General features: G+C 72.5%; 23 protein-coding genes. 8 read left to right on the plus strand and 15 right to left on the minus strand.

From position 1 onward, the window contains the following. Window positions 1–531, minus strand: a 531-nt coding sequence (locus tag AB0H87_RS13145; RefSeq protein ID WP_360143548.1) for an MFS transporter, incomplete at its 3' end; no start/stop codon positions are given. A 59-nt stretch (window positions 532–590) separates the two neighbouring features. On the opposite strand from AB0H87_RS13145, the gene AB0H87_RS13150 reads away from it, so the two are divergent. Beyond that, a complete protein-coding gene (locus AB0H87_RS13150) occupies window positions 591–1,565 on the plus strand; it encodes a winged helix-turn-helix domain-containing protein (RefSeq protein WP_360143551.1) in 975 nt (324 codons plus the stop codon). Here AB0H87_RS13150 and AB0H87_RS13155 read toward each other — a convergent pair. Genes AB0H87_RS13155 through AB0H87_RS13170 form a run of 4 tightly spaced genes read right to left on the minus strand, consistent with a single transcriptional unit; the run spans window position 1,552 to window position 6,083 of the window. Further along, window positions 1,552–3,111 (minus strand): GGDEF domain-containing protein, encoded by a 1,560-nt coding sequence (locus AB0H87_RS13155; RefSeq protein ID WP_360143554.1) that lies wholly within the window; start codon window positions 3,109–3,111, stop codon window positions 1,552–1,554. The genes AB0H87_RS13150 and AB0H87_RS13155 overlap by 14 nt on opposite strands. A 25-nt stretch (window positions 3,112–3,136) precedes the next feature. After that, window positions 3,137–4,168: a GntG family PLP-dependent aldolase gene (locus tag AB0H87_RS13160; protein WP_360143557.1), complete on the minus strand. Its 1,032-nt coding sequence runs from the start codon at window positions 4,166–4,168 to the stop codon at window positions 3,137–3,139. Then, complete coding sequence (locus AB0H87_RS13165; RefSeq protein ID WP_360143560.1) at window positions 4,161–5,567, minus strand: class II 3-deoxy-7-phosphoheptulonate synthase; 1,407 nt, start codon at window positions 5,565–5,567, stop codon at window positions 4,161–4,163. The genes AB0H87_RS13160 and AB0H87_RS13165 overlap by 8 nt, the downstream gene beginning before the upstream one ends. A 24-nt stretch (window positions 5,568–5,591) precedes the next feature. Further along, complete coding sequence (locus AB0H87_RS13170; RefSeq protein WP_360143563.1) at window positions 5,592–6,083, minus strand: hypothetical protein; 492 nt, start codon at window positions 6,081–6,083, stop codon at window positions 5,592–5,594. A 125-nt stretch (window positions 6,084–6,208) separates the two neighbouring features. Here AB0H87_RS13170 and AB0H87_RS13175 point away from each other — a divergent pair, with 125 nt between their 5' ends. Beyond that, window positions 6,209–6,859 (plus strand): DUF4389 domain-containing protein, encoded by a 651-nt coding sequence (locus AB0H87_RS13175; protein WP_360143566.1) that lies wholly within the window; start codon window positions 6,209–6,211, stop codon window positions 6,857–6,859. Window positions 6,860–6,882: 23 nt separating this feature from the next. Here the strand turns inward: AB0H87_RS13175 and tuf are convergent, their stop codons facing one another. The 4 genes from tuf to AB0H87_RS13195 all read right to left on the minus strand — a co-directional run bounded on the left by tuf (window position 6,883) and on the right by AB0H87_RS13195 (window position 11,759). Beyond that, complete coding sequence (gene tuf, locus AB0H87_RS13180; RefSeq protein WP_360143569.1) at window positions 6,883–8,070, minus strand: elongation factor Tu; 1,188 nt, start codon at window positions 8,068–8,070, stop codon at window positions 6,883–6,885. 285 nt (window positions 8,071–8,355) lie between these two features. Then, window positions 8,356–9,567 carry a DUF6596 domain-containing protein gene (locus AB0H87_RS13185; RefSeq protein WP_360143572.1) on the minus strand — a complete coding sequence of 404 codons (1,212 nt, stop codon included), beginning with the start codon at window positions 9,565–9,567 and terminating at the stop codon, window positions 8,356–8,358. Then, a complete protein-coding gene (locus tag AB0H87_RS13190; protein ID WP_360143575.1) occupies window positions 9,564–9,977 on the minus strand; it encodes a YciI family protein in 414 nt (137 codons plus the stop codon). The genes AB0H87_RS13185 and AB0H87_RS13190 overlap by 4 nt, the downstream gene beginning before the upstream one ends. Window positions 9,978–10,133: 156 nt before the next feature. Then, window positions 10,134–11,759, minus strand: coding sequence for a glycosyl hydrolase family 18 protein (locus tag AB0H87_RS13195; protein WP_360143578.1), 1,626 nt, complete (start codon window positions 11,757–11,759; stop codon window positions 10,134–10,136). Window positions 11,760–11,883: 124 nt separating this feature from the next. On the opposite strand from AB0H87_RS13195, the gene AB0H87_RS13200 reads away from it, so the two are divergent. From AB0H87_RS13200 to AB0H87_RS13215, 4 genes are all read left to right on the plus strand, one after another. Continuing rightward, window positions 11,884–12,369 (plus strand): glutathione peroxidase, encoded by a 486-nt coding sequence (locus AB0H87_RS13200; RefSeq protein WP_360143581.1) that lies wholly within the window; start codon window positions 11,884–11,886, stop codon window positions 12,367–12,369. 173 nt (window positions 12,370–12,542) lie between these two features. After that, on the plus strand, window positions 12,543–13,412 hold the full coding sequence (locus AB0H87_RS13205; protein ID WP_360143584.1) for a DUF4397 domain-containing protein: 870 nt from the start codon (window positions 12,543–12,545) through the stop codon (window positions 13,410–13,412). A 4-nt stretch (window positions 13,413–13,416) separates the two neighbouring features. Then, on the plus strand, window positions 13,417–14,157 hold the full coding sequence (locus AB0H87_RS13210) for a class F sortase (RefSeq protein WP_360143587.1): 741 nt from the start codon (window positions 13,417–13,419) through the stop codon (window positions 14,155–14,157). A 15-nt stretch (window positions 14,158–14,172) separates the two neighbouring features. Then, a complete protein-coding gene (locus AB0H87_RS13215; RefSeq protein ID WP_360143590.1) occupies window positions 14,173–14,484 on the plus strand; it encodes a hypothetical protein in 312 nt (103 codons plus the stop codon). Window positions 14,485–14,568: 84 nt separating this feature from the next. Here the strand turns inward: AB0H87_RS13215 and AB0H87_RS13220 are convergent, their stop codons facing one another. From AB0H87_RS13220 to AB0H87_RS13235, 4 genes are all read right to left on the minus strand, one after another. Then, window positions 14,569–14,952, minus strand: a complete 384-nt coding sequence (locus tag AB0H87_RS13220) for a hypothetical protein (RefSeq protein ID WP_360143592.1) — start codon at window positions 14,950–14,952, stop codon at window positions 14,569–14,571. A gap of 108 nt (window positions 14,953–15,060) precedes the next feature. Continuing rightward, window positions 15,061–15,873 (minus strand): pyrroline-5-carboxylate reductase, encoded by an 813-nt coding sequence (gene proC, locus AB0H87_RS13225; protein WP_360143595.1) that lies wholly within the window; start codon window positions 15,871–15,873, stop codon window positions 15,061–15,063. A gap of 55 nt (window positions 15,874–15,928) precedes the next feature. Continuing rightward, window positions 15,929–16,957 (minus strand): 6-phosphofructokinase, encoded by a 1,029-nt coding sequence (locus AB0H87_RS13230; RefSeq protein WP_360143598.1) that lies wholly within the window; start codon window positions 16,955–16,957, stop codon window positions 15,929–15,931. 171 nt (window positions 16,958–17,128) lie between these two features. Then, window positions 17,129–17,638 carry a polyadenylate-specific 3'-exoribonuclease AS gene (locus AB0H87_RS13235; protein WP_360143601.1) on the minus strand — a complete coding sequence of 170 codons (510 nt, stop codon included), beginning with the start codon at window positions 17,636–17,638 and terminating at the stop codon, window positions 17,129–17,131. Window positions 17,639–17,688: 50 nt separating this feature from the next. On the opposite strand from AB0H87_RS13235, the gene AB0H87_RS13240 reads away from it, so the two are divergent. Beyond that, window positions 17,689–18,519 (plus strand): DUF1028 domain-containing protein, encoded by an 831-nt coding sequence (locus tag AB0H87_RS13240; RefSeq protein ID WP_360143604.1) that lies wholly within the window; start codon window positions 17,689–17,691, stop codon window positions 18,517–18,519. Here the strand turns inward: AB0H87_RS13240 and AB0H87_RS13245 are convergent. After that, entirely contained in the window at window positions 18,516–19,385 is an 870-nt protein-coding gene (locus AB0H87_RS13245; protein WP_360143607.1) for a phosphotransferase, read from the minus strand. The two genes, AB0H87_RS13240 and AB0H87_RS13245, sit on opposite strands and share 4 nt — an antisense overlap. Window positions 19,386–19,700: 315 nt before the next feature. Here AB0H87_RS13245 and AB0H87_RS13250 point away from each other — a divergent pair, with 315 nt between their 5' ends. Beyond that, window positions 19,701–20,393, plus strand: a complete 693-nt coding sequence (locus AB0H87_RS13250) for a Crp/Fnr family transcriptional regulator (RefSeq protein ID WP_203700828.1) — start codon at window positions 19,701–19,703, stop codon at window positions 20,391–20,393. A 41-nt stretch (window positions 20,394–20,434) separates the two neighbouring features. Here AB0H87_RS13250 and AB0H87_RS13255 read toward each other — a convergent pair whose 3' ends face one another. After that, a complete protein-coding gene (locus AB0H87_RS13255; protein ID WP_360143610.1) occupies window positions 20,435–20,791 on the minus strand; it encodes a hypothetical protein in 357 nt (118 codons plus the stop codon). Window positions 20,792–20,828 lie beyond the last annotated feature (37 nt).

Consider the following 20,828-nt stretch of genomic DNA (forward strand, 5'->3'; position numbering starts at 1 on the left):
GCTACGACGAGCGGACCAACCGCCAGCGCCGGGACCGGGCGACGATCCCGGCCGACCGTCTCGCCGCCGCCACGCCCGACGAGCGACCACCACCGCCCAGCGGGTCGCCGAGAGCAGCGCGTTCGCCCGCCGCAGGTCGTCGGGTCCGACCAGCTCCGGCACGATCCCCCGCAGCGCCGGCGAGGTGAACGCCTCGACCGCGCCGGACAGCAACGCCAGCGCGGCCACCAGCCAGAGCCGGTAGGCACCGGCGAGCAGCACCGCCGCGATCGCGCCCTGGGTCAACCCCGCGCCCAGGTTGGCGACGACCAGCACGGCCCGGCGCGGCAGCCGGTCCGCCACCGCGCCGCCGACCAGCAGCAGACCGAGGTGCGGCACGAGCTGGCAGGCCAGCACGATCCCGAGATCGCCCGGTCGCCCGCTGGCCGCCAGCACCGCGAACGCGAGGGCGACCGGCGTCATCGCGCTCCCGGCGAGGGAGACCAGGCGACCGAGGTAGAACGCGCGGAACGGCGGGGCGAGCAGCGGCACGCGGGCAGCCTGACCCGTCCCCGTACGCGATAGATAATCTTGCGGCGAAAGGCGTAACGATGACTCTCCTGCGGCTCACCCCCACCGCCCTGTCCCGCTGCCGGTTCGCCGTGTCCCCGCTGGCCGAGACGCTCGGCTCGCTGATCGCCCTGCACCGGCCGGCTCCGGACCCGTGGCTGCGCGCCTGGCACGCCCGTCACCAGGCGGACTACTGGGCCTGGCTGGCGGCCGAGCCGTTCGCCGCCGGGCTGATGGCGCTCGTCTCCGCCACCAAGTTCCTCCCGGACCTAGTCGCGATCCCGCCGACCGGCGGCACCGGGACCGCGCTCCGCGACGAGCTCCGGGTGGTCGCGGCGTTCACCGACGAGGAGACCCGGGCGACGATGGCGGACGCGGTCGAGCGTGCCTGGGAGCCGCAGGACACCGCCTGGCTCGACACCGCGGACCTCGGCCCGAAGGTGGCGGCGGTGCTGGCCGAGGGCTGGCGCCGCTACGTCGCACCGGACTGGCCCCGCCGCAAGTCATTGCTGGAACGCGACATCATGCACCGCGCCGGCCTGCTCACCGCCTACGGCTGGAAGGAGACCGTGCGGAACATGACCCGCCACTGCGTCTGGGTCGGCGACGACGCGATCCGGTTCAGCGAGCAGGACTACCCGGACCGCTGGATCACCGACGAGGGGCTGGTGTTCGTACCCAAGACCACCGGCGTCGGATCGTGGACCTGCGAACGGCCGCCCCTGTACGCGCTCGTCTACCCGGCCCGCGGCCCGGCCGCCCAGGTCGGCACGGACTCGACCGACCCGCTCGCCACCCTGCTCGGCCCCGGCCGCGCTCGGGTGCTCCGCGAGCTGCGCCAGGCGGCGACGAGCACGCAGCTCGCCTACGCCCTCGACGTCTCGCTCGGCACCGTCAGCGCCCACCTGGCGGTGCTCCGGGAAGCCGGCGTGGTCACCGGCGCACGGGTGGGCCGGGCCGTCGTCTACCGGCTCACCGAGCGGGGCACGGACCTGCTCGCGCTCACGGGCGCCTGACGCGCCGACCGGGCGGCGCCAGCTCGGGTCGGTACGCCACCACCTGGTCCTTGCCGGCCGCCTTGGCCGCGTAGAGCGCCACGTCGGCCTCCCGCAGCAGCTCGACCGGGCTCCGGGCGGCCAGCGGGCCGGCCGTGACGCCGACGCTCGCGCTGACCCGCAGCTCGCCGTGCGCGGACCGGAACGGCTCCCGGAGCCGCTGGCAGACCGCACCGCCGACGGCCAGCGCCACCGACTCGTCGGTGTCCGGCAGCAGCAGGGCGAACTCGTCGCCGCCGAGCCGGACCAGGGTGGCGCCGGGCGGCGCCAGTGCGGTCAGGCCGCGACCGACGGCGACCAGCAGCTCGTCGCCGGCCGGGTGGCCGAGCGAGTCGTTGATCTCCTTGAACCCGTCGAGGTCGACGAGCAGCAGCGCGTGCGACCGCCGCGGCCGCAGCGCGGCCAGGCGCTCGGTGAGCACGGAACGGTTGGAGAGCCCGGTGAGGGGGTCGTGTGCGGCCCGGTACGCCAGCTCGGCCTGCAGCCCTTGCAGCTCACCGACCGCGACGCTCAGTTGGCCCGCACGCCGGTCCGCCACCCGGGCCACCAGCGACAGGCGCCACAACAGCAGCAGTGCGATCAGCGCGGCGGCCAGCACCGGCGGGCCGAAGTCGGCGGGCGAGCCCGGGCTGAACCGGCCGATGCTGACGCTGAGCAGCCAGGCCAGCGGGCCCAGCAGGGTCAGCGCGACGAACAGCGTCGCCCGGCCGCGGCTCAGCCGTGCGGCGGGCGCGCCGTTGCCCCGGCGCGGCGGTGCCACGCCGGACGAGGGGTGCAGCAGGGCGGTGGCGAGCAGGACCGCGAACGCCGCGGTGAACGCACCGCTGGCGAACAGCCGGCCGTCGACGTCGTAGCCCACCTCCCGGCCCACCAGCGCCAGGGCGCCGACCAGCTCCAGCACCACCCCGCCCACCACGAGCCCGACCGCGGGTGCGCGGGGTCTGACCACGAACAGCAGCCGGACGAGCGCGCCGAGCACGACGGCGATGCCGACCGGGCGCAGCGCCGCCGTGGCGATCCGGGCGCCGGTCGGTGCCAGGTCGCCGTGCAGGAGGAACAGCCACAGCAGCACGAACACCCCGAGGGTGACCACCGACGCGTCCAGGGTGTCGGCGAGATCGGCCACGGTGCCGGCGCCGCCGAGCAGGATCAGCCCGAGCGTGAGGGCGGGATAGAGCACCAACGCACGGATGTCGCCGGCGGCCAGCCCGCGTTCGGTGATCACCGGCCGGCCGGAGACGGTCGCGTATATCCGCGAGAAGGCGATCGAACCCGAGGCCACCGTCAGCGAGGTCCAGCCGGCCAGCCGGGGCGGGCGGCGGACGACGAGCGTGACGGCCGCCACCACGAACGCGGAGACCGCCGCCACAGTGGTCAGGACGCGCGCACCCGTGGCCAGAGCCGCGAGCACCAGCGCACCCTCGACTGCCAGAAAGGCCCAGGCGGACCACCGCCACGGGCCGGTGCCGGCCATCGCCAACCCCCGTGCTGAGCAGTCAGTCGTCAACTACTCAGCGTGGCACGCCAAACTGTCAATCGCGAAAGATCTCCGGGAGCGCCTCGACCGCGCGGTCGATCGCCGCGTCGTCGACATCCATGTGCGTCACCAGGCGGGCCAGTCGCGGGCCCAGCACCGAGACCAGCACGCCCCGCTCCCGGGCGGCCGCGGCCAGGCGGTGCGCGTCGAGCGGCGACTTGCGCAGGTCGAGCGGGACGATGTTGGTGCGCACGGCGCCGGCCACCACACCGAACGGTGCCAGCGCCTCGGCGAGCCGGGCCGCCTTCGCGTGGTCGTCGGCGAGCCGGTCGATGTTGTGCTCGAGGGCGTACGCGCCCGCCGCGGCCAGCACACCGGCCTGCCGCATGCCGCCGCCCATCCGCTTGCGGATCAGCCGGGCGCGCTCGACGTTGGCCGCCGACGAGACGACCAGCGAGCCGACCGGGGCGCCGAGGCCCTTGGACAGGCAGACCGACAAGGTGTCGAACAGCCCGCCGTAGGTGCGCAGCGGCACGCCGTCGGCCACGTGGGCGTGCCAGATGCGGGCACCGTCGCAGTGCAGGGACAGGCCCGCGGCCGCCGTCGCCGTGCGCAGGGTCTCCAACGTGGACAGCGGGATCACCCCGCCGCCGCTCCGGTTGTGGGTCTGCTCGACGGCGATCGCCCGGGTCGGCACCGCGTGGTAGCCGCCGGCCGGCCGGACCATGTCGAGCACCACGTCGGGGTCGATGTCGGCACCGACCGGGCCCCAGGTGCGGGTGGAGATGCCGCCGATCGCCGCGGCCGCGCCGATCTCGTAGGTCACCACGTGCGCGTCGGCGTCGCAGAGCAGCTCCTCGCCCGGCGGCACAGAGAGCTGGATCGCGATCTGGTTGGCCATCGACCCGGTCGGCGCGAACAGCGCCGCCTCGTGGCCGAACAGCGCGGCCACCGACGCTTCGAGCGCGTTGATCGTCGGATCCTCGCCGTATACGTCGTCCCCGACCTCGGCAGCGGCCATGGCCGCCCGCATGCCGGGCGAGGGTTGGGTGACGGTGTCGGACCGCAGGTCCACGAACTCAGCCACGCAGCATCTCCGCAACGAGGAAGGCCAACTCCAGCGACTGCTGGGTGTTGAGCCGGGGGTCACAGGCCGTCTCGTACCGGCCGGGCAGGTCGAGGTCCTCGATGCCCTGGGCGCCGCCCAGGCACTCGGTCACGTCTTCGCCGGTCAGCTCCACGTGGAGGCCGCCCGGGTGGGTGCCCAGCGAGCGGTGCACCTCGAAGTAGCCCAGCACCTCGTCGACGATCCGGTCGAAGTGACGGGTCTTGTAGCCGTTGGAGGACTCGTGCGTGTTGCCGTGCATCGGGTCGCACTGCCAGACGACCTTGGCGCCGGCGGCCGTGACCTTGTCGACGATCGGGGCCAGCGCGTCGCGTACCCGATGGTTGCCCATCCGGGCGACCAGCGTGAGCCGGCCCGGGACGTTGTCGGGGTTGAGCTTCTCGCACAGCTCCAGCGCCTGGTCGGGCGAGGTGGTCGGGCCGAGCTTCACGCCGATCGGGTTGACCACCCGGGACAGGAAGTCGACGTGCGCGCCGTCGATCCGCCGGGTGCGCTCGCCGATCCAGAGGAAGTGCCCGGACAGCCCGTACGCCTTGCTGTCGGAGACCCGGGTCAGCGCCCGGTCGTACTCGAGCGCCAGCGCCTCGTGGGAGCAGTAGAGCGTGACCGTCCGCAGCGCCTCGTCGTCGGTCATCCCGCACGCCCGGATGAACGCCAGGGCCCGGTCGATCTCACGGGCGATCGCCTCGTAGCGCTCGCCGGCCGGCGACTCACGGACGAAACCCTTGTTCCAGTCGTGTACGGCGTGCAGGTCGGCCAGCCCGCCGGAGAGATAGGCCCGGAGCATGTTCATCGCGGCCGCGGAGTTGGCGTACGCCCGGATCATCCGCTGCGGGTCGGCCACCCGCGCCGCGGGCGTGGTCTCCAGCGAGTTGATCATGTCGCCGCGGTAGGCCGGCAGCCCGAGGGCGTCGGTCGCCGACGAGCGCGGCTTCGTGTACTGCCCGGCCACCCGGGCCACCTTGACCACGGGCAGCGACGCGCCGTAGGTCAGCACGACCGCCATCTGCAGCAGCGTGCGGGCGTTGGCCAGCAGGTGGCTCTCGGTGTTGTCCACGAAGGTCTCGGCGCAGTCGCCGCCCTGCAGCAGGAACGCCTGGCCGTCGCAGACCAGCGCGAGCCGCTCGCGGAGCTGGTCGACCTCGTAGGGCGCGACCACGGACGGCACGTTGTCGAGGACCTGGCAGACCTCGGCGACCACCTGCATGTCGGGCCACGGCGGCATCTGGTCGCGCGGCAGGTCACGCCAGCGGTCGAGCCCGAGCGCCTGGTCTTCGGCGGAGTCGGCCGCCGGCCGGGAGGTCTGCGGACCGAGGCTGGCCACCCCGGGGTAGCTCAGCTGATGCCACTCTTGGCGCATGCCCGCAAGACTACGGCTGTCCGCTCACCGGGACGGTGTCGGGCCGGGCGCGGCGGGCATCGACGGGAGCACGACCGCGGTGTCCTCCGCCGCGATGCACCAGCCGGAATCGATGTTGGTCACCAGGAACGAGACGCTGACCGGCGTCCGGTCGCCACCCGCCGGCGTGACGAGCATCGCGGCGGTCACCTTCTGCCCGTTGGCCTCGGCCCGGACGTCGGTCACGATGCCGCCGGACACCCTGGTCTTCGGGCTGAAGTCGCCGCCCTCACCCTTGGCGGTCTTGTCGAACGTGCCGGCCAGCGTCGGGCAGAGCAGCTTGCGCCCGGCGGCCGCGTCGCGCTTGGCCATGGCGGCCAGATAGGCCTCGACGTGGGCGCGCGCCTTCTGCGGGCTCTCGTCGACGGGGCTGGGGTCGGCGCCGACGATCTTGTCAGCGATCTCACAGCCGCCCAGCGGCACCGCGAGGGCGACGGCCAGGCCCGCCACGGCCAGGACACGACGTCGGATCAACACGGTTCGTGAGTCTCGCACACATTCCTGACCCGGTGCTGGACCGGAATCGAATTCACGCCCCAAAGCCCCCACAAACCCGCAGGATGTTCATACCAGACATTTCCCGGTACGGAGGGGACGCGCCGATGCAACCGACCGCTCCGCCGCCGTACCCGGTGAACTTCTCCGTCGCCTATCCCGACCGGCCGCTGAACCGCCTGACGAGCTTCTTCCGGCTGTTCATGGTCATCCCGATCGTGATCCTGCTCGGCACCGTCTACAGCGGCGGCGCCGAGTGGGGCCAGTGGGGCGGCGACGACGGCAGCAACGCGGAGAACGTCGTCTATGGCTTCGGCGGCGTGCTGTTCTTCGGCCCGCTGCTGATGATCCTCTTCCGCAGGAAGTACCCGCGGTGGTGGTTCGACTGGAACCTGGAGCTCCAGCGGTTCGCCAACCGGGTGACCGTCTACTTCGTGCTGATGGACGACCGCTACCCGGCCACGGACGACCAGCAGTCCGTGCGGCTGGACTACCTCTATCCCGGCGGGACGCTCAACCGGTTCCTGCCGATCGTCAAGTGGCTGCTCGCGATCCCGCACTACGTCGTGCTGTTCTTCCTGCACATCGGGGCCGTGGTCGTGGTGGTCATCACGTGGTTCGCGATCCTGTTCACAGGTCGCTATCCCCGGCCGTTCTTCGACTACGTCGAAGGGGTGCTGCGCTGGCAGAACCGCGTCACGGCGTACGCGTTCACGCTCGTCACGGACCGGTATCCGCCGTTCCGCCTGGCCCCGTAGGACCAGGCGGAACCGCGTTCCCGCTAGCGGATCTCGGTGACCGTGCCCGCCGCGACGGTCCGGCCGCCCTCGCGGACGGCGAAACCGAGCCCGACGTGCATCGCCACCGGGCGGCTCAGCTCGACGGTCAGGTCGACCGTGTCACCGGGCATCACCATGGTGACCCCCTCCCCCAGCTCGATCGCCCCGGCCACGTCCGTGGTCCGGAAGTAGAACTGGGGCCGGTAGTTGGCGAAGAAGGGCGTGTGCCGCCCGCCCTCGGCCGCGGTCAGCGCGTGCAGCCGCGCGGTGAACCGGCGGTGCGGCGTCACCGAGCCCGGCGCCGCCACGACCTGGCCGCGCTGGACCTGGTCGCGCTTGACGCCGCGGAGCAGGATCGCCGCGTTGTCGCCGGCCTCGGCCGTCGCGAGCGACTTGCCGAAGGTCTCGAGCCCGGTCGCCACCGTGGTCAGCGTGTCGCCGAGCCCGACCACCTCGACCGCGTCGCCGACCCGCAGCGTGCCGCGCTCGATCGCGCCCGTGACCACCGTGCCCCGCCCGGAGATCGTCAGCACGTTCTCGATGGGCATCAGGAACGGCTCACCGGTCTCCCGCGGCGGCACCGGCACGTACCGGTCGACCGCGTCGAGCAGGTCCACGATGGACTTCGTCCACCGCGGGTCCCCCTCGAGCGCCTTGAGCGCCGAGACGCGCACCACGGGCACCTCGTCGCCCGGGAAGCCGTACTCGGAGAGCAGCTCCCGGACCTCGAGCTCGACCAGGTCGAGCAGCTCGGGGTCGTCGACCGCGTCGGCCTTGTTGAGCGCCACCACCAGGTGCGGCACGCCGACCCGCCGGGCGAGCAGCACGTGCTCGCGGGTCTGCGGCATCGCGCCGTCGAGCGCCGACACGACGAGGATCGCGCCGTCGACCTGCGCCGCGCCCGTGATCATGTTCTTCACGTAGTCGGCGTGGCCGGGCATGTCGACGTGCGCGTAGTGCCGCGTCGCCGTCTCGTACTCGACGTGGGCGATGTTGATGGTGATGCCCCGGACGACCTCCTCCGGAGCCCGGTCGATGCCGTCGAAGGCGACGAACCGGTTGGTTGCCGGGTCGGCCTCGGCGAGCACCTTGGTGATCGCGGCGGTCAGGGTCGTCTTCCCGTGGTCGACGTGCCCCATCGTCCCGATGTTGAGGTGCGGCTTCGTGCGTATGAACTGGCTCTTCGCCATGGTTGCTGCAGTCCTCCTGAACTGGATGAAAGGAGGCAATGTGAGCGTGCGCGGGCGGGCGCCACCCCGCGTCGGGGCCGCGTAAAGGGCCTTGATGACAGAGACTCCGCGCCAGAACCGGGCCGGGACCAACCCCTCCCCGCGGGTTCTGCTGCTGCGGGAAAGGGTCAGAGATCAGCGCCGTCGGCGGCACACCGCAGGAAGAAACCTGCGGGCCGCACGGGGCTGCTGAAGAACATGACCATCACGGTACGGATCAACGGCGCGGCCGTCGAACGTATTCCGTCAGGCCAGCCGCGCCGCTCTGGTGTGGAGGTAGCGCTGCTGCGGCGGGCTCATCGTCTTCGTCGCGGCGGTCAGGTAGGCGGCGCGCGCCGCCTCGAGGTCGCCCGACATTTCCAGGAGGTGGGCCCGGGCCGTGTGCCAGCGATGGTCCGCCGCCAGGCGGTCGTCCTTGCCCAGCGGGTCCAGCAGGGCCAGGCCGGCCTCCGGGCCGCGGACCATCGCCACCGCGACCGCGTGGTTGAGCGCCACCACCGGGTTGTCGCCCTGTGCCAGCAGGATCTCGTACAGCAGCACGATCTGCGGCCAGTCGGTGTCCTCGGCGCGCGGGGCCTCGTCGTGGATCGCGGCGATCGCGGCCTGGATCTGGTACGGCCCGGCCTCGCCGCGCGGCAGCACCGCCGAGATCAGCGCGACGCCTTCGGCGATCTGGTCCTGGTGCCACCGCGACCGGTCCTGTTCGGCCATCGGCACCGGTGTCCCGTCGAGCGCCGTGCGGGCGGCGCGGCGGGCGTCGGTCAGCAGCATCAGCGCGAGCAGGCCGGTCGCCTCCGCGTCGTCGGGCAGCAACCGGTGCACCAGGCGGGCCAGCCGGATGGCCTCCGTCGACAGCTCGACCCGCTGCAGGGTCGGGCCGGCGGTGCCGACGTAACCCTCGTTGAAGATCAGGTACAGCACGCGCAGCACGGCGGCCAGGCGCGCTGCGCGCTCGGCCGCCGGTGGCAGGCCGAACGGGACGCCGCTGTCCTTGATGGACCTCTTGGCCCGGCTGATCCGCCGGGTCATCGTGTCCTCCGGCACCAGGAACGCCCGGGCCACCTCCGTCGTGGTGAGGCCGCCGACGGCGCGCAGGGTGAGCGCGATCTGCGAGGCCGGTGACAGGGCCGGGTGGCAGCACATGAACAGCAGCACCAGCGAGTCGTCGGTGACCGGGCCCGGGGCCGGGACCGGCCAGGCGGCGACCACGTCCTCGCGGCCGCGCCGGGCCTGATCGGCGCGCAGCAGGTCGGTCAGACGGCGCGCGGCGACGCGGATCAGCCAGGCGCGCGGGTTGTCCGGCACCCCGTCGGCCGGCCACTGCCGGGCCGCGGCGAGCAGCGCCTCCTGCACCGCGTCCTCGGCCGTGTCGAAGTGACCGTAGCGGCGCACGACCGCGCCGAGGGCCTGCGGCGCCAGCTCGCGCAGCAGGTCCTCGGTGGGGCGGTCGAGCTTCATTCGCCGAACTCGGGCGCTCCGGCGATCGGCCGCACGTCGACGTACCACTCGTTGGCCAGCTGTGCGCCGGCCGGGTGCGGGGTGTCCGCCAGCTTCGCGGCGATCTCGGTGGCCCGGTCGAAGCTGTCGCACTCGACGATCGTGTAGCCGGCGAGCACCTCCTGCGTCTCCGCGTACGGCCCGTCGGTGACCACCGGCACCCCGTCGCGCAGCGAGACCCGGCGCGTGTGCACCGGGGCGGCCAGCCCCTGCCCGTCGACGAACTCGCCCGACTCGACCAGCTCGTTGTTCCACTTGGTCATGAACTCGTGCAGCGCGGCCAGGTCCGCCGGGGTCCACGCGTGCTCGCCGGATCCGGTGAGCATGTCGAAGTCGCGCTGGGAACCGGCCAGCATGATCATGTATTTCATCGTCGTCTCCTCCGGTGCGCGGCGCCCGCTCGGCGCCTCTCACCCGGGACGTCGGCGCCGGCCACCCGTACCGGACATCCTCCCGCAAACAAAGGAGAGCGGAGGGCCGTCGACCGACCCTCCGCTCCCTGTGGGGACTTGCGTCGACCCGAAGGGCTACCCCAGGCCGTTCTTCATCGCCGAGATCAGCTCGCCGTTGGTGGTGTCGCCGGACAGCTCCCAGAAGAAGCCGCCGCCGAGACCCTGGCCGTTCGCGTACGACATCTTGCCGCCGATGGTGCTCGGGGTGTCGTAGCTCCACCAGTTGCTACCGCACTTGGCGTACGCCGTCCCGCCGATCGTCCGGTTTGCCGGGCAGGTGTTCTTGAGGACCTTGTAGTCCTCGATGCCCTGCTCGTAGGTGCCCGGCGCGGCACCGGTCGCGCTGCCGCCCGGCGCCTCCTGCGTCACCCCGGACCAGCCCCGGCCGTAGAAGCCGACGCCGAGCAGCAGTTTGCTCGCCGGGATGCCCTTGCTCTTGAGCTTCTGGATCGCCGCGTCGGAGTTGAAGCCCGCGGTCGGGATGCCGGCGTACGCGGTCAGCGGCGAGTGCGGCGCCGTCGGACCTTGCGGCGAGAAGGCGCCGAAGTAGTCGTACGTCATGGGCATGAACCAGTTGACGGAGTTCGCCGCGCCGGCGTAGTCGGTCGCGTCGATCTTGCCGCCGTTCGAACCGTCGGCCGTGATCGCCGCGGTGACCAGCGCGCTCGACCCGAACCGCGAGCGCAGCGCCGCCATCACGTTCTTGAACGCGTTGGGGCCGCTGGCGTCGCAGGAGAGGCCGCAGGCGTTCGGGTACTCCCAGTCGATGTCGATGCCGTCGAAGACGTCGGCCCAGCGCGGGTCCTCGATCATCTGGTAGCAGGACTCGGCGAACGCGGCCGGGTTCTGCGCCGCCTGGGTGAAGCCGCCCGACCAGGTCCAGCCGCCGATCGAGTAGATCACCCTCAGGTGCGGGTACATCCGCTTGAGCTTGCGGAGCTGGTTGAAGTTGCCGCGCAGCGGCTGGTCCCAGGTGTCCGCGACGCCGTCGACGCTGTCCGCGGCCGTGTACGCCTTCTCGTAGTCGGCGTACGAGTCACCGATCGAGCACCGCCCGCCCGTGGTGTTGCCGAACGCGTAGAGGATGTGCGTCAGCTTCGCCGCCGAGCCGCTCGTGTGGATGTTCTTGACGTGGTAGTTGCGGGCGTAGACGCCCCACTCCGCGAAGTAGCCGATCAGCTTCTTGCCACCGGTCGGCGGGTTCGTCGGCGGGTTCGTGGGGTTGCCCGTCGGCGGGTTGGTCGGGTTGCCGGTGGGCGGGTTCGTCGGGTTGCCGGTCGGCGGGTTCGTCGGCGTCGTGCCGGTCGAGCAGGACGCGCCGTTGATCGTGCAGTTCAGCGGTGCGCGGTAGGCGCCGGTGCCGTTGTAGCCCCAGCTCACCGAGGCGCCGGGGTTGAGCGGACCCATCCAGCTCTTCTTCACGGCGACGTAGTGGTTGCCGGTGCGCGTCACGTCGGCGTCCCAGAAGCTGCCCATCGTGGTGCCGGACGGCAGGTCGAACTCGATCCGCCAGGTCGACAGTGCCGCCGACGAGCCGTTGGTCACGGTCACCCGCGCCTCGTGCCCGCTGCCCCAGTCGGAGGCCGCGGCGAAGGTGGCGGTGACGGTGCCGGCGCCGAACGCCGCGGCGACGGGCACGGCGGCGGCGACCACGACCGCCGCGACGCCGGCCCAGACGGCCCGGCGCACCGAGGTTCTCATAGCGCGTCTCCTTTTATTTAGGAAACTTTCCAAATAGATGTTGATGAGACGCTAGCCACAGGTTCAACACCTCGTCAAGATGTGCATGCATCGATTTATTAGTGGATCTAGTAACGTCAGCGCCATGACAGTGCTCGACACCGAGATCGGCGCCCTCACCGGCGGTCCGGCCGACCTGAAGCAGTACGCCGGCAAGGCCGTCCTCGTCGTCAACGTGGCCTCCAAGTGCGGCCTCACCCCCCAGTACGAGGGCCTGCAGAAGCTCTACGACACCTTCGCCGACCGCGGCCTGGTGGTGCTCGGCGTGCCGTGCAACCAGTTCATGGGCCAGGAGCCCGGCAGCGCCGAGGAGATCGCCGAGGTCTGCTCGGTCAACTACGGCGTCACGTTCCCGCTGACCGAGAAGGTCGAGGTCAACGGCGACGCCCGGCACCCGCTCTACACGGCCCTTGTGGACACCCCCGACGCCGACGGCCACACCGGCGACGTCCGCTGGAACTTCGAGAAGTTCCTCGTCGCCCCCGACGGCACGGCCGTCGCGCGGTTCGGCCCGCAGGTCACGCCGGAGACGCCGGAACTGGTCGCGACCGTCGAGCGGCACCTGCCCTAAGCGAGGCCCGTTCACGAGATCCGCTCGGGGGACGCCGTTCAGGCTCCCCCGTCGGCCAACTGGACATGATCTGCGGATTGTCAGATTTTTCCACCTTCCAGGGCTTGCGGCCGGGTCCGACTGACGGGACTCTGTTTCGCGTGTTGCGATCCTCGTCGGCTGGAGGAAAGTTCATGACCGCTGCGCGTCCCTCCCCCCGCGCGCTGCACCGGTTGGCCGCCGCCGCCGGTGCTGTCCTCATCGGCGCCGGCCTGTCGGCCGCGATCGCCGCGCCCGCCGCGGCGGAGGCCGGCGTCGGCTACGTCCGCCTCGCCCATCTCTCCCCCGACACCCCGCCGGTCGACGTCTACGTCGACGACCTCGGCGGCAAGATGAAGGGCCTCAAGTTCGACGCCGTGCCCTACGGCGTCATGTCCGACTACCTGTCGGTGCCGCCCGGCACCTACGCGGTCTCGATGCGCAAGGTCGGCGCCGACCCGAAGTCGAAGCCCGTCCTGACCGAGAGCGTCACGGTCACCGAGGGCAGCGCACACACGGTCGCCGGCACCGGCCGGTTCGCCGAGCTGGGCCTGTCGGTGATCGACGACGACATCACCGCGCCACCGTCCGGCGAGGCGAAGATCCGCGTGCTGCAGGCGTCGGTCAGGTCGCCGGTCCTCGACATCAGGACCAAGGGCGGCCAGGAGGTCGGCACCGGCCTCAAGTTCGCGACCACGAGCGACTACCGCGGCGTCAAGCCCGGCAACTGGACGCTCGACCTCACGCCGCAGAGCGGCACGGCCGCCGAGGCGACCTGCACGCTGGCCGGCGGCACGACCTACTCGCTGCTGGTGCTCGACGGCAAGAACGGCCTGACCACCGACCTCAAGGTCGACGCCAAGGCCGGCGAGATCACCCCGCAGGGCGGCGTCGAGACCGGCGCCGGCGGCACCAGCGACGGCGGCACGATCGCCCTGGTCACCGGCCTCGGCCTGGTCGCCCTCGCCGGCGTCGTCGGCGTCGGCGCGGTCGGCCTGCGGCGCAGGGCCCGACGCACCTGGTGAGCGGTTGAGCACGACCGACGCCCGGTCGTCCCCCGCGGTCAGAAGGCACCGCGGGGGCTGGCCGGTGCCGGCCCGCCGGTCCACCGCGCTCGGGCTGACGCTGACCGCGCTGACCCTCTGCGCGGCGGCCGGCACGTCGCTCGGTCTCGCCGCCGGTGAGGCGAGCGCACCGCCGCCCGCGGCCCGCTGGCACGTGGGCTGCGGCGTCGCGTGCGCACAGCCGGTGGAGGCCGAGGTGATCGACCCGCTCGCCGCGCTGCCGCCGCCGTCCGAGGTGCGGATCCCCCGCGTCGCCATCCGGTCGTCCCTGGTCGGGCTCGACCTCGACAGCAAGGGCGAGCTGGAGGCGCCGGTCGACTACGCCAAGGCCGGCTGGTACGAGCAGGGCACGCTGCCCGGCGAGCCGGGGCCGGCGGTGATCGCGGGCCACGTCGACTCGTACCGCGGCCCGGCCGTCTTCTACCGCCTGCGCGAGCTGCGCCCCGGCGACACCGTCGAGGTCCGGCGCGGCGACACCTGGCTGCCGTTCCGCGTGGTCGCCACCGGCCACTATCCGAAGGACAAGTTCCCCACCACGCGGGTGTACGGCGCGACGCCCGGCTCCGAGCTGCGGCTGATCACCTGCGGCGGCGAGTTCGACCGGAGCCGGCGGTCCTACCGCGACAACGTGGTGGTCTACGCGGTCGACGCCCGCCTGCCCGAGGTGCCGCGGACGTCCAAGGGGCACGGCCCCACGGAGTGGTAGCTCGTTGATCAGGTCGTGCTGCCCGACCTGTCCCAGTTCACGGTGCACCGGGAGGTCGCCGAACCCGACCTCGACGGCACGGTGCTGCCCGGCCTGCACGCGACGTTCCACCGCCGCGCGGCCGGGTCCCGGATCGAGTCCGTCGGCGTCTACCGCTACGCCGGCGTCGCGGTCTTCATGGCCTGGGGGTACGTGGACGAACCGCACTGCCGGTTCACCGCGTACGCCGGACCGGACGGGTGGGGCGCACCGCGCCGGGGCTGCCCCTCCGTCGACGCGGTGCGCGACCAGTTGGCCACCCTGGGGCCGGTGCCCTCTCCCCACTGACGCCACGTGTCGGCTACCAGGAACCGCGAATCCCTGGTCGTGGCGGCAGCGTTCCCCGGGTGAGGCACCGGTCCCGGGCCCGGGCTAGTCGACCGGCGCGGCGGCGGGTTCCGCGACGGTCGGGCCCGCGTGGGCGGTGGCGAGCCGCCGCACGGTTACGAGCGAGAACAAGGTCAGGGTGAGCGCGGCGGTCAGCGCTCCGGCGTGCCAGACGGGGTCGAGGATCTGCGCGAACCCGAGCACGGCCACGGGCAACTGGACGATCGCGACCAGCGCCACCAGTGCGAGGCGGCGGCCGGCCCAGAGGTAGGCGGTCCACAGCGGTGCGGTCACCACGCCGAGGGTCAACACGTCGAGCGCGGCGTGCGCGTACGGGTTGACGACGTTGGCGTGCGCGAAGGCGGAGGCCGGCGCGGCGATCCAGAGGGCCGCCGCGGTGGCGGTGACTACGGTGGCGAGACGTCGCATGGCCGTACCTCCCTGCAACCGGGGATTCACCATCTGTAATGACGGTAAGGCCGGGCGGCGGAGGTTCGAAAGGCTCAGCGGCGTGAATGAATCACCACGAACGTGTGTTCAGGAGTTCTGTTCAGCCAGTTCACGCGCCCGGTCACGGGCCGCCTCGAGGGCCGCGAGCAGGGCCGCGCGGACGCCGTGGTTCTCCAGCTCGCGGATCGCCGAGATGGTCGTGCCGGCCGGCGACGTGACCGCCTCGCGGAGCTTGACGGGGTGCTCGCCGGAGTCGCGGAGCATCACGGCCGAGCCGATCGCGGTCTGCACGATCAGGTCGTGCGCGACCTGCCGGGGCAGGCCGAGCAGGATGCCGGCGTCGACCATCGCCTCGACCAGCAGGTAGAAGTAGGCCGGGCCGGAGCCCGACAGCGCGGTCACCGCGTCCTGCTGTGACTCGGGCACCCGGATCGTGGCGCCGAGCGGCTTGAACATCTCCTCGGCCAACGCCAGGTGAGCGGGGGTGACGTGCGGGCCGGCGGAGATCGCGGTCATCGCCTCGTCGACCAGCGCCGGCGTGTTGGTCATCACCCGCACGATGGGCACGCCGTCCTGCAGGCGCTTGCCGAAGAAGCTGGTCGGCAGGCCGGCGCAGAGCGAGATGACGAGCTTGTCGCCGGGCACCTTCGGGCCGATGTCGGCCAGCAGGGCCGCGGCGTCCTGCGGCTTGACCGCGATCGCCAGGACGTCGGCCTCGGCCACGGCGGTGAGGTTGTCGACCACCTTGATGCCGTACCGCTCGCGCAGCTCGTCGGCCCGCTCCGAACGCCGCGAGGTGGCGAGCAGCCGGCCGACGGGCCAGCCGGCGCGGAGCAGCCCGGAGAGCATCAGCTCACCGATCTTGCCCGCGCCGATCACGGCGACCGTCTTGTCCGTCATCGCTGCCCGCCCCCTCGTGGCGCGTCGCTGAATTGGCTGGTCGGCCTGCGGCCGATCAGGAACCGAAGAACACCTCGGCCTCGGTGTAGCGCTCCAGCGGCACGGTCTTCAGCTCGCGGGTCGCCTCGACCAGCGGCACCCGGACCACGTCGGTGCCCTGGAGGGCGACCATCTTGCCCCAGTCGCCGTCGTTGACCGCGTCGATCGCGTGCAGGCCGAGCCGGGTGGCGAGCACCCGGTCGAACGCGGTCGGCGTGCCACCGCGCTGAATGTGGCCGAGCACGACCGTGCGGGCCTCCTTGCCGGTCTTCGCCTCGAGCTGCTCGGCCAGCCACTGGCCGATGCCGCCGAGCCGGACGTGCCCGAACGAGTCGAGCTCCTGGTTGTGCAGGACCATCTGACCGTCGAGCGGCTGCGCGCCCTCGGCGACGACCACGATCGGCGCGTACTGGTGCTGGAAGCGCTTCTCGACGTAGCCCGCGACCTGCTCGACGTCGAAGTTGCGCTCCGGCAGCAGGATCACGTTGGCGCCGCCGGCGAGGCCGGCGTGCAGGGCGATCCAGCCGGCGTGGCGACCCATGACCTCGACGACCAGCGTGCGGTGGTGACTCTCCGCAGTGGTGTGCAGGCGGTCGATCGCCTCCATCGCGATGTTGACCGCGGTGTCGAAGCCGAACGTGTAGTCCGTGGCGTTGAGGTCGTTGTCGATCGTCTTCGGGACGCCGACGACCTGCACCCCGAGGTCGTTCAGCTTGGTGGCGACGCCGAGGGTGTCCTCGCCGCCGATCGCGACCAGCGCGTCGACGCCCATCGCGCCCAGGTTGTTCTTGATCTGCTCGACGCCGTTCTCGATCTTGAACGGGTTGGTGCGGGAGGAACCGAGGATGGTGCCACCGCGCGGCAGGATGCCGCGGACCTCGGGAATGCCCAGCGGCATGGTCAGGCCCTCCAGCGGACCGCGCCAGCCGTCCCGGAAGCCCACGAAGTCGTGGCCGTAGGTGGAGACGCCCTTGCGGACGACCGCCCGGATCACCGCGTTCAGACCGGGACAGTCCCCGCCGCCGGTAAGCACGCCGATTCGCATGATCTGCTCATCCTCCTGATCGCGATCCTCGCCCCATAGGGCATATATGGCCAGAAAGCCCCAGGATCGTTGATCGGCGTCGTTGCCGGCCCGGGGCGGGCCGCCAACTGCGCACTGTAGTCGTCGGGCAAATCGCCTACCAGCGCGACCCACCCACCGCGAAATGAACTGTCAGGGTCGGGCGAGTGCCCGCATGGCGTGCCATCGGGCCAGGTTGTGCCGGGCGTCGGCGAGCGCGTCGTGCTGGTCGGCCGGCGCCGGGGGCAGTGGCGGTTTGCCCAGGTCGTCCCAGAGTTGGCGCAGCTCCTTGGTGAACCGGGGGATCACCCGTGGCAACGCCGGCATCGCGCCCCAGAGCTGGGCCAGGGCGACGTGGTCGTACGCGGCGTACCAGGCCCACAGCTCCAGGGAGCCGCCCGGGCCGGACCCGCGCAGCGGCTCGACCAGGAACTCGTAGAGGTCGTCGCGGATCCGCTCGCGCGAGCGCCAGGCCGGGTCCGCCGGCGACGGCAGCTTGTCGAGCACGTTGCGGCGCACCCAGGGCACGGCCCGTGAACCGTCGAACTCGGTCGACACGGCGTAGAACTCCCGGCCGTGCTCGTCGACCACGCCGATCGAGACGAGGTCGACCGTCAGGCCGTCCTCGATGAACTCACAGTCGTAGAAGTAGCGGTAGGTCATCGACCTCCATCCTGGCCCATCCAACCGGAGATTCGTTACCGTGCCCGGTCATGACGTTCTCGATCGTGGCGCGGTCGGCCGACGGGCACTCCCACGGCATCGCCGTCGCCAGCAAGTTCCTCGCGGTCGGCGCCGCCGTGCCGGCCGCCGAGGCAGAGACCGGTGCGGTCGCCACGCAGTCGTACGCCAACCTGGCCTACCGGCCGCAAGGGCTGGCGCTGCTGCGCACCGGCGTGGACGCGGCGGGTGTGGTCGCGGGCCTGACCGCCGCCGACGTCGGCCGGACGCAGCGGCAGGTCGGCGTCGTCGGGGCGACCGGCGACGGTGCCACCTACACCGGCGCCGACTGCCACGACTGGGCCGGCGGCGTGGCCGGCGACGGCTTCGCGATCCAGGGCAACATCCTGGTCGGGCCCGAGGTGGTGACGGCGATGCACGAGGCGTGGCTGGCCTCGGACCCGGCCGCCCCGCTGGCCCGCCGGCTGCTGGCCGCGCTGCGGGCCGGCGACGAGGCGGGCGGCGACAAGCGCGGCCGGCAGAGCGCGGCGCTGCTGGTGGTGGCCCGCGGCGAGGGCTACGGCGGCACCAGTGACGTCGTGGCCGACCTGCGGGTGGACGACCACGCCGAGCCGCTGCCCGAGCTGGCCCGGCTGCTCGACATCCACGAGCTGCTGTTCGGCAAGCCGGACCCGGCCACCCTGCTGCCGCTCGACGGGACGCTGGCGGCCGAGGTGCGCGGCCGGCTGGTCGCCGCCGGGCACGAGGGCGCCTCGCTGGACGACGCGCTGGCGAGCTGGGCCGGCGTCGAGAACCTCGAGGAACGGATCGTGCCGGGGAAGATCGACCCGCTGGTGCTGGCCCACCTGCGGGGCACCTCCTAGCCCTCCAGGGCCACCCGCGCGGCGGACAACAGCGCCCGGGCCGTGTCGTCGCCGGGCGACGCGGACAGCCGGCGGGCCGCGTCGTCCGCCCGGACCGCCCAATCGAACCGGAGGAGCACCGGCAGCGCGGCGTCGATCTCGTCGCGGTGCACGGTCCCGGCGGCGGCGTAGCCGTCGACCAGCTCGTCCGTGCCGATGTCGCCGGCCTGCACGACCGCCGCCGCGAGGTCCGCGACCAACGGGCCGGTCGCCGCCGGGCCCCACCAGACCACGGCCGTGCGGCCGGTCGCGGGGTCGAGCCGGAACGCGGCCGCCCGCGGCCGGCCGTGCAGCACCCCGTAGGTGAGCCGGTCCGTGACGCGCAGGCGGGTCTGCGCGGCATACGCGGACCCGACCGCCTCCCGCACCCAGGGCTCGACGTCGAGGTGTGCCGCCTCGGGGCGGACCCGGTGCCACGGCGCCAGCCCGCTGTGCGCGAAACCGTCCAGGCCCGCGTGCAGCCGGGCCAGCGCGTCGCCCCACCACTGCTGGTCGATCGGGTCGTCGGGGGCCAACGGTCGGCCCGGCGGGCAGCGGACGAGGGCGTACGCGGCGCCGTCGTGCTCGGCGACCAGCGCGCCGGACAGGGCGCGGACGGGTTCACCCGCCGCGACGCCGCGCTCGATGAGATAGCAGGCCGCGGCCAGGCCGGCCTCGAGCCGCAGGCGCTCGCCGAGCGGCACCCGGGTGACCAGATGACCCGCGCCGGCGATGGTGGCCAACCAGGTGGTGGCCGTGGTGTCCCCGAGTGACACCGGGTCGAGGCGGGCCGGCGCGTGCTGCCACCCGCCGCGCAGGGCCGCGAGCGCGACCGCGTCGTCTGCCACGGCGGGAAATTATCCGCTGCTGATGGGTGCCTCGACCGGGAAATGGGCGAACGGCCGGAAGAGACACCCCCCAGTGATCTCTCCCGACCGGTCCGCCCCGCGTCCCCCCGGTGGGCCCGCCGTTCCCCCGTCCGGCCCCCACCAGCAGCGGGTCTGACAGTGAGCCTGCCCGAACGGACAACACGGGACTGTCACGGAAGCGATTTCAGGGGTGTACAGCACGCGACAGGAACGACATGATCTGATGTGTCGACGCTGCCGACTGAATGGGTCGGTCAGTGGGATGTGTCCAAGAGCCGGGGAGGGGTCGGAGCCGTGGAGGGTCGCCTGCCAGATCCTGGCGACGCTCTGACCGGGGTCGAGCTGTTCGCCGGGCTCGAGCCTGAGGTTCGGCAGCGGGTCATCGCCGCCGCCGTGCCCCGCACGTACCGCAAAGGCCAGTTGTTGTTCGTCGAGAACGACCCTGGCGAATCGCTCATCGTGCTCCGCCGGGGCGCCGTCGCGGTGTTCGTCACCGCGCCGACCGGCGAGCGCGCCGTCCTCTCCGTCGTCCGTCCACCCGGGACGCTCGGCGAGGTGTCCCTCCTGGACGCGTCGACCCGCTCGACGTCCGCCGAGGCGATCGAGGACTGCACGGCGCTGGCGCTGTCGCGCTCGGCGTTCATGGAGCTGGTGCACTCCAACCCGCGGATACTCGACGCCGTGATGCGCTCGCTGGGCGCGCTGATCCGCCGCCTGACCGAGCAGAACGCCGACCACGTCTTCCTCGACCTGCCCGGTCGGGTGGCCAAGACCCTGGTGCGGCTGGCCGGCGAGAGCCAGGCGCCGATGATCACCATCGAGCTCAACCAGAGCCAGCTCGCCGAGATGGCCGGCGGCTCACGGCAGAGCGTCAACCAGGCGATCGGCTCGTTCGCCAACCGCGGCTGGCTGCGCACCGAGGGCCGCCGCATCGTGGTCACCGACGTCGCGGCGCTGCGCCGGCGCGCCGGCATGCCCGACCGCTGACGCGGAAGGGGCCCCGGCTCGCGCCAGGGCCCCCGCGCGGATCAGTTGGCCGGCGGTGCCGTCGGGCCGACCCACTCGTCCGGCTTGGTCTGCTTCGGCGGGGCCGTCGGTCCCACCCACTCGTCGGCGTCGGTGTCCTTCGGCGGCGACGTCGGCCCCACCCAGCCCTGCGCCTTGGCCTCGGGCTCCTCGCGCGTCGGCCCCACCCAGCCCTGGGCCTTCACGTCGGGCTCCTCGTTGGTCGGACCGACCCAACGCTGTGCCTCGGTGTCACCCGCCACGGTGCCGTCGGCCTCCAACTGCGCCAGCGTCGCGGCGTCGACGTCGACGCTCGCCCCCGCGGCGTGCGCGACACCGGCCTGGTCGGTCCAGTCCTTCTCCAGGCGTACGTAAACCATCGATGGTCTCCTTCAAGAGTCGATCTCGGCCGCGGCC

Origin of the sequence: Asanoa sp. NPDC050611 (assembly GCF_040654855.1) — a bacterium.
GTDB lineage: Bacteria > Actinomycetota > Actinomycetes > Mycobacteriales > Micromonosporaceae > Asanoa.

What these genes read in the sequence shown, in the direction of transcription:
- AB0H87_RS13150 (WP_360143551.1), top strand. Translation starts at nt 591, where the DNA reads ATGACTCTCCTGCGGCTCACCCCCACCGCCCTGTCCCGCTGCCGGTTC.
- AB0H87_RS13165 (WP_360143560.1), bottom strand. Translation starts at nt 5,567, where the DNA reads ATGCGCCAAGAGTGGCATCAGCTGAGCTACCCCGGGGTGGCCAGCCTC.
- AB0H87_RS13175 (WP_360143566.1), top strand. Translation starts at nt 6,209, where the DNA reads ATGCAACCGACCGCTCCGCCGCCGTACCCGGTGAACTTCTCCGTCGCC.
- tuf (WP_360143569.1), bottom strand. Translation starts at nt 8,070, where the DNA reads ATGGCGAAGAGCCAGTTCATACGCACGAAGCCGCACCTCAACATCGGG.
- AB0H87_RS13185 (WP_360143572.1), bottom strand. Translation starts at nt 9,567, where the DNA reads ATGAAGCTCGACCGCCCCACCGAGGACCTGCTGCGCGAGCTGGCGCCG.
- AB0H87_RS13190 (WP_360143575.1), bottom strand. Translation starts at nt 9,977, where the DNA reads ATGAAATACATGATCATGCTGGCCGGTTCCCAGCGCGACTTCGACATG.
- AB0H87_RS13195 (WP_360143578.1), bottom strand. Translation starts at nt 11,759, where the DNA reads ATGAGAACCTCGGTGCGCCGGGCCGTCTGGGCCGGCGTCGCGGCGGTC.
- AB0H87_RS13200 (WP_360143581.1), top strand. Translation starts at nt 11,884, where the DNA reads ATGACAGTGCTCGACACCGAGATCGGCGCCCTCACCGGCGGTCCGGCC.
- AB0H87_RS13205 (WP_360143584.1), top strand. Translation starts at nt 12,543, where the DNA reads ATGACCGCTGCGCGTCCCTCCCCCCGCGCGCTGCACCGGTTGGCCGCC.
- AB0H87_RS13220 (WP_360143592.1), bottom strand. Translation starts at nt 14,952, where the DNA reads ATGCGACGTCTCGCCACCGTAGTCACCGCCACCGCGGCGGCCCTCTGG.
- proC (WP_360143595.1), bottom strand. Translation starts at nt 15,873, where the DNA reads ATGACGGACAAGACGGTCGCCGTGATCGGCGCGGGCAAGATCGGTGAG.
- AB0H87_RS13230 (WP_360143598.1), bottom strand. Translation starts at nt 16,957, where the DNA reads ATGCGAATCGGCGTGCTTACCGGCGGCGGGGACTGTCCCGGTCTGAAC.
- AB0H87_RS13235 (WP_360143601.1), bottom strand. Translation starts at nt 17,638, where the DNA reads ATGACCTACCGCTACTTCTACGACTGTGAGTTCATCGAGGACGGCCTG.
- AB0H87_RS13240 (WP_360143604.1), top strand. Translation starts at nt 17,689, where the DNA reads ATGACGTTCTCGATCGTGGCGCGGTCGGCCGACGGGCACTCCCACGGC.
- AB0H87_RS13255 (WP_360143610.1), bottom strand. Translation starts at nt 20,791, where the DNA reads ATGGTTTACGTACGCCTGGAGAAGGACTGGACCGACCAGGCCGGTGTC.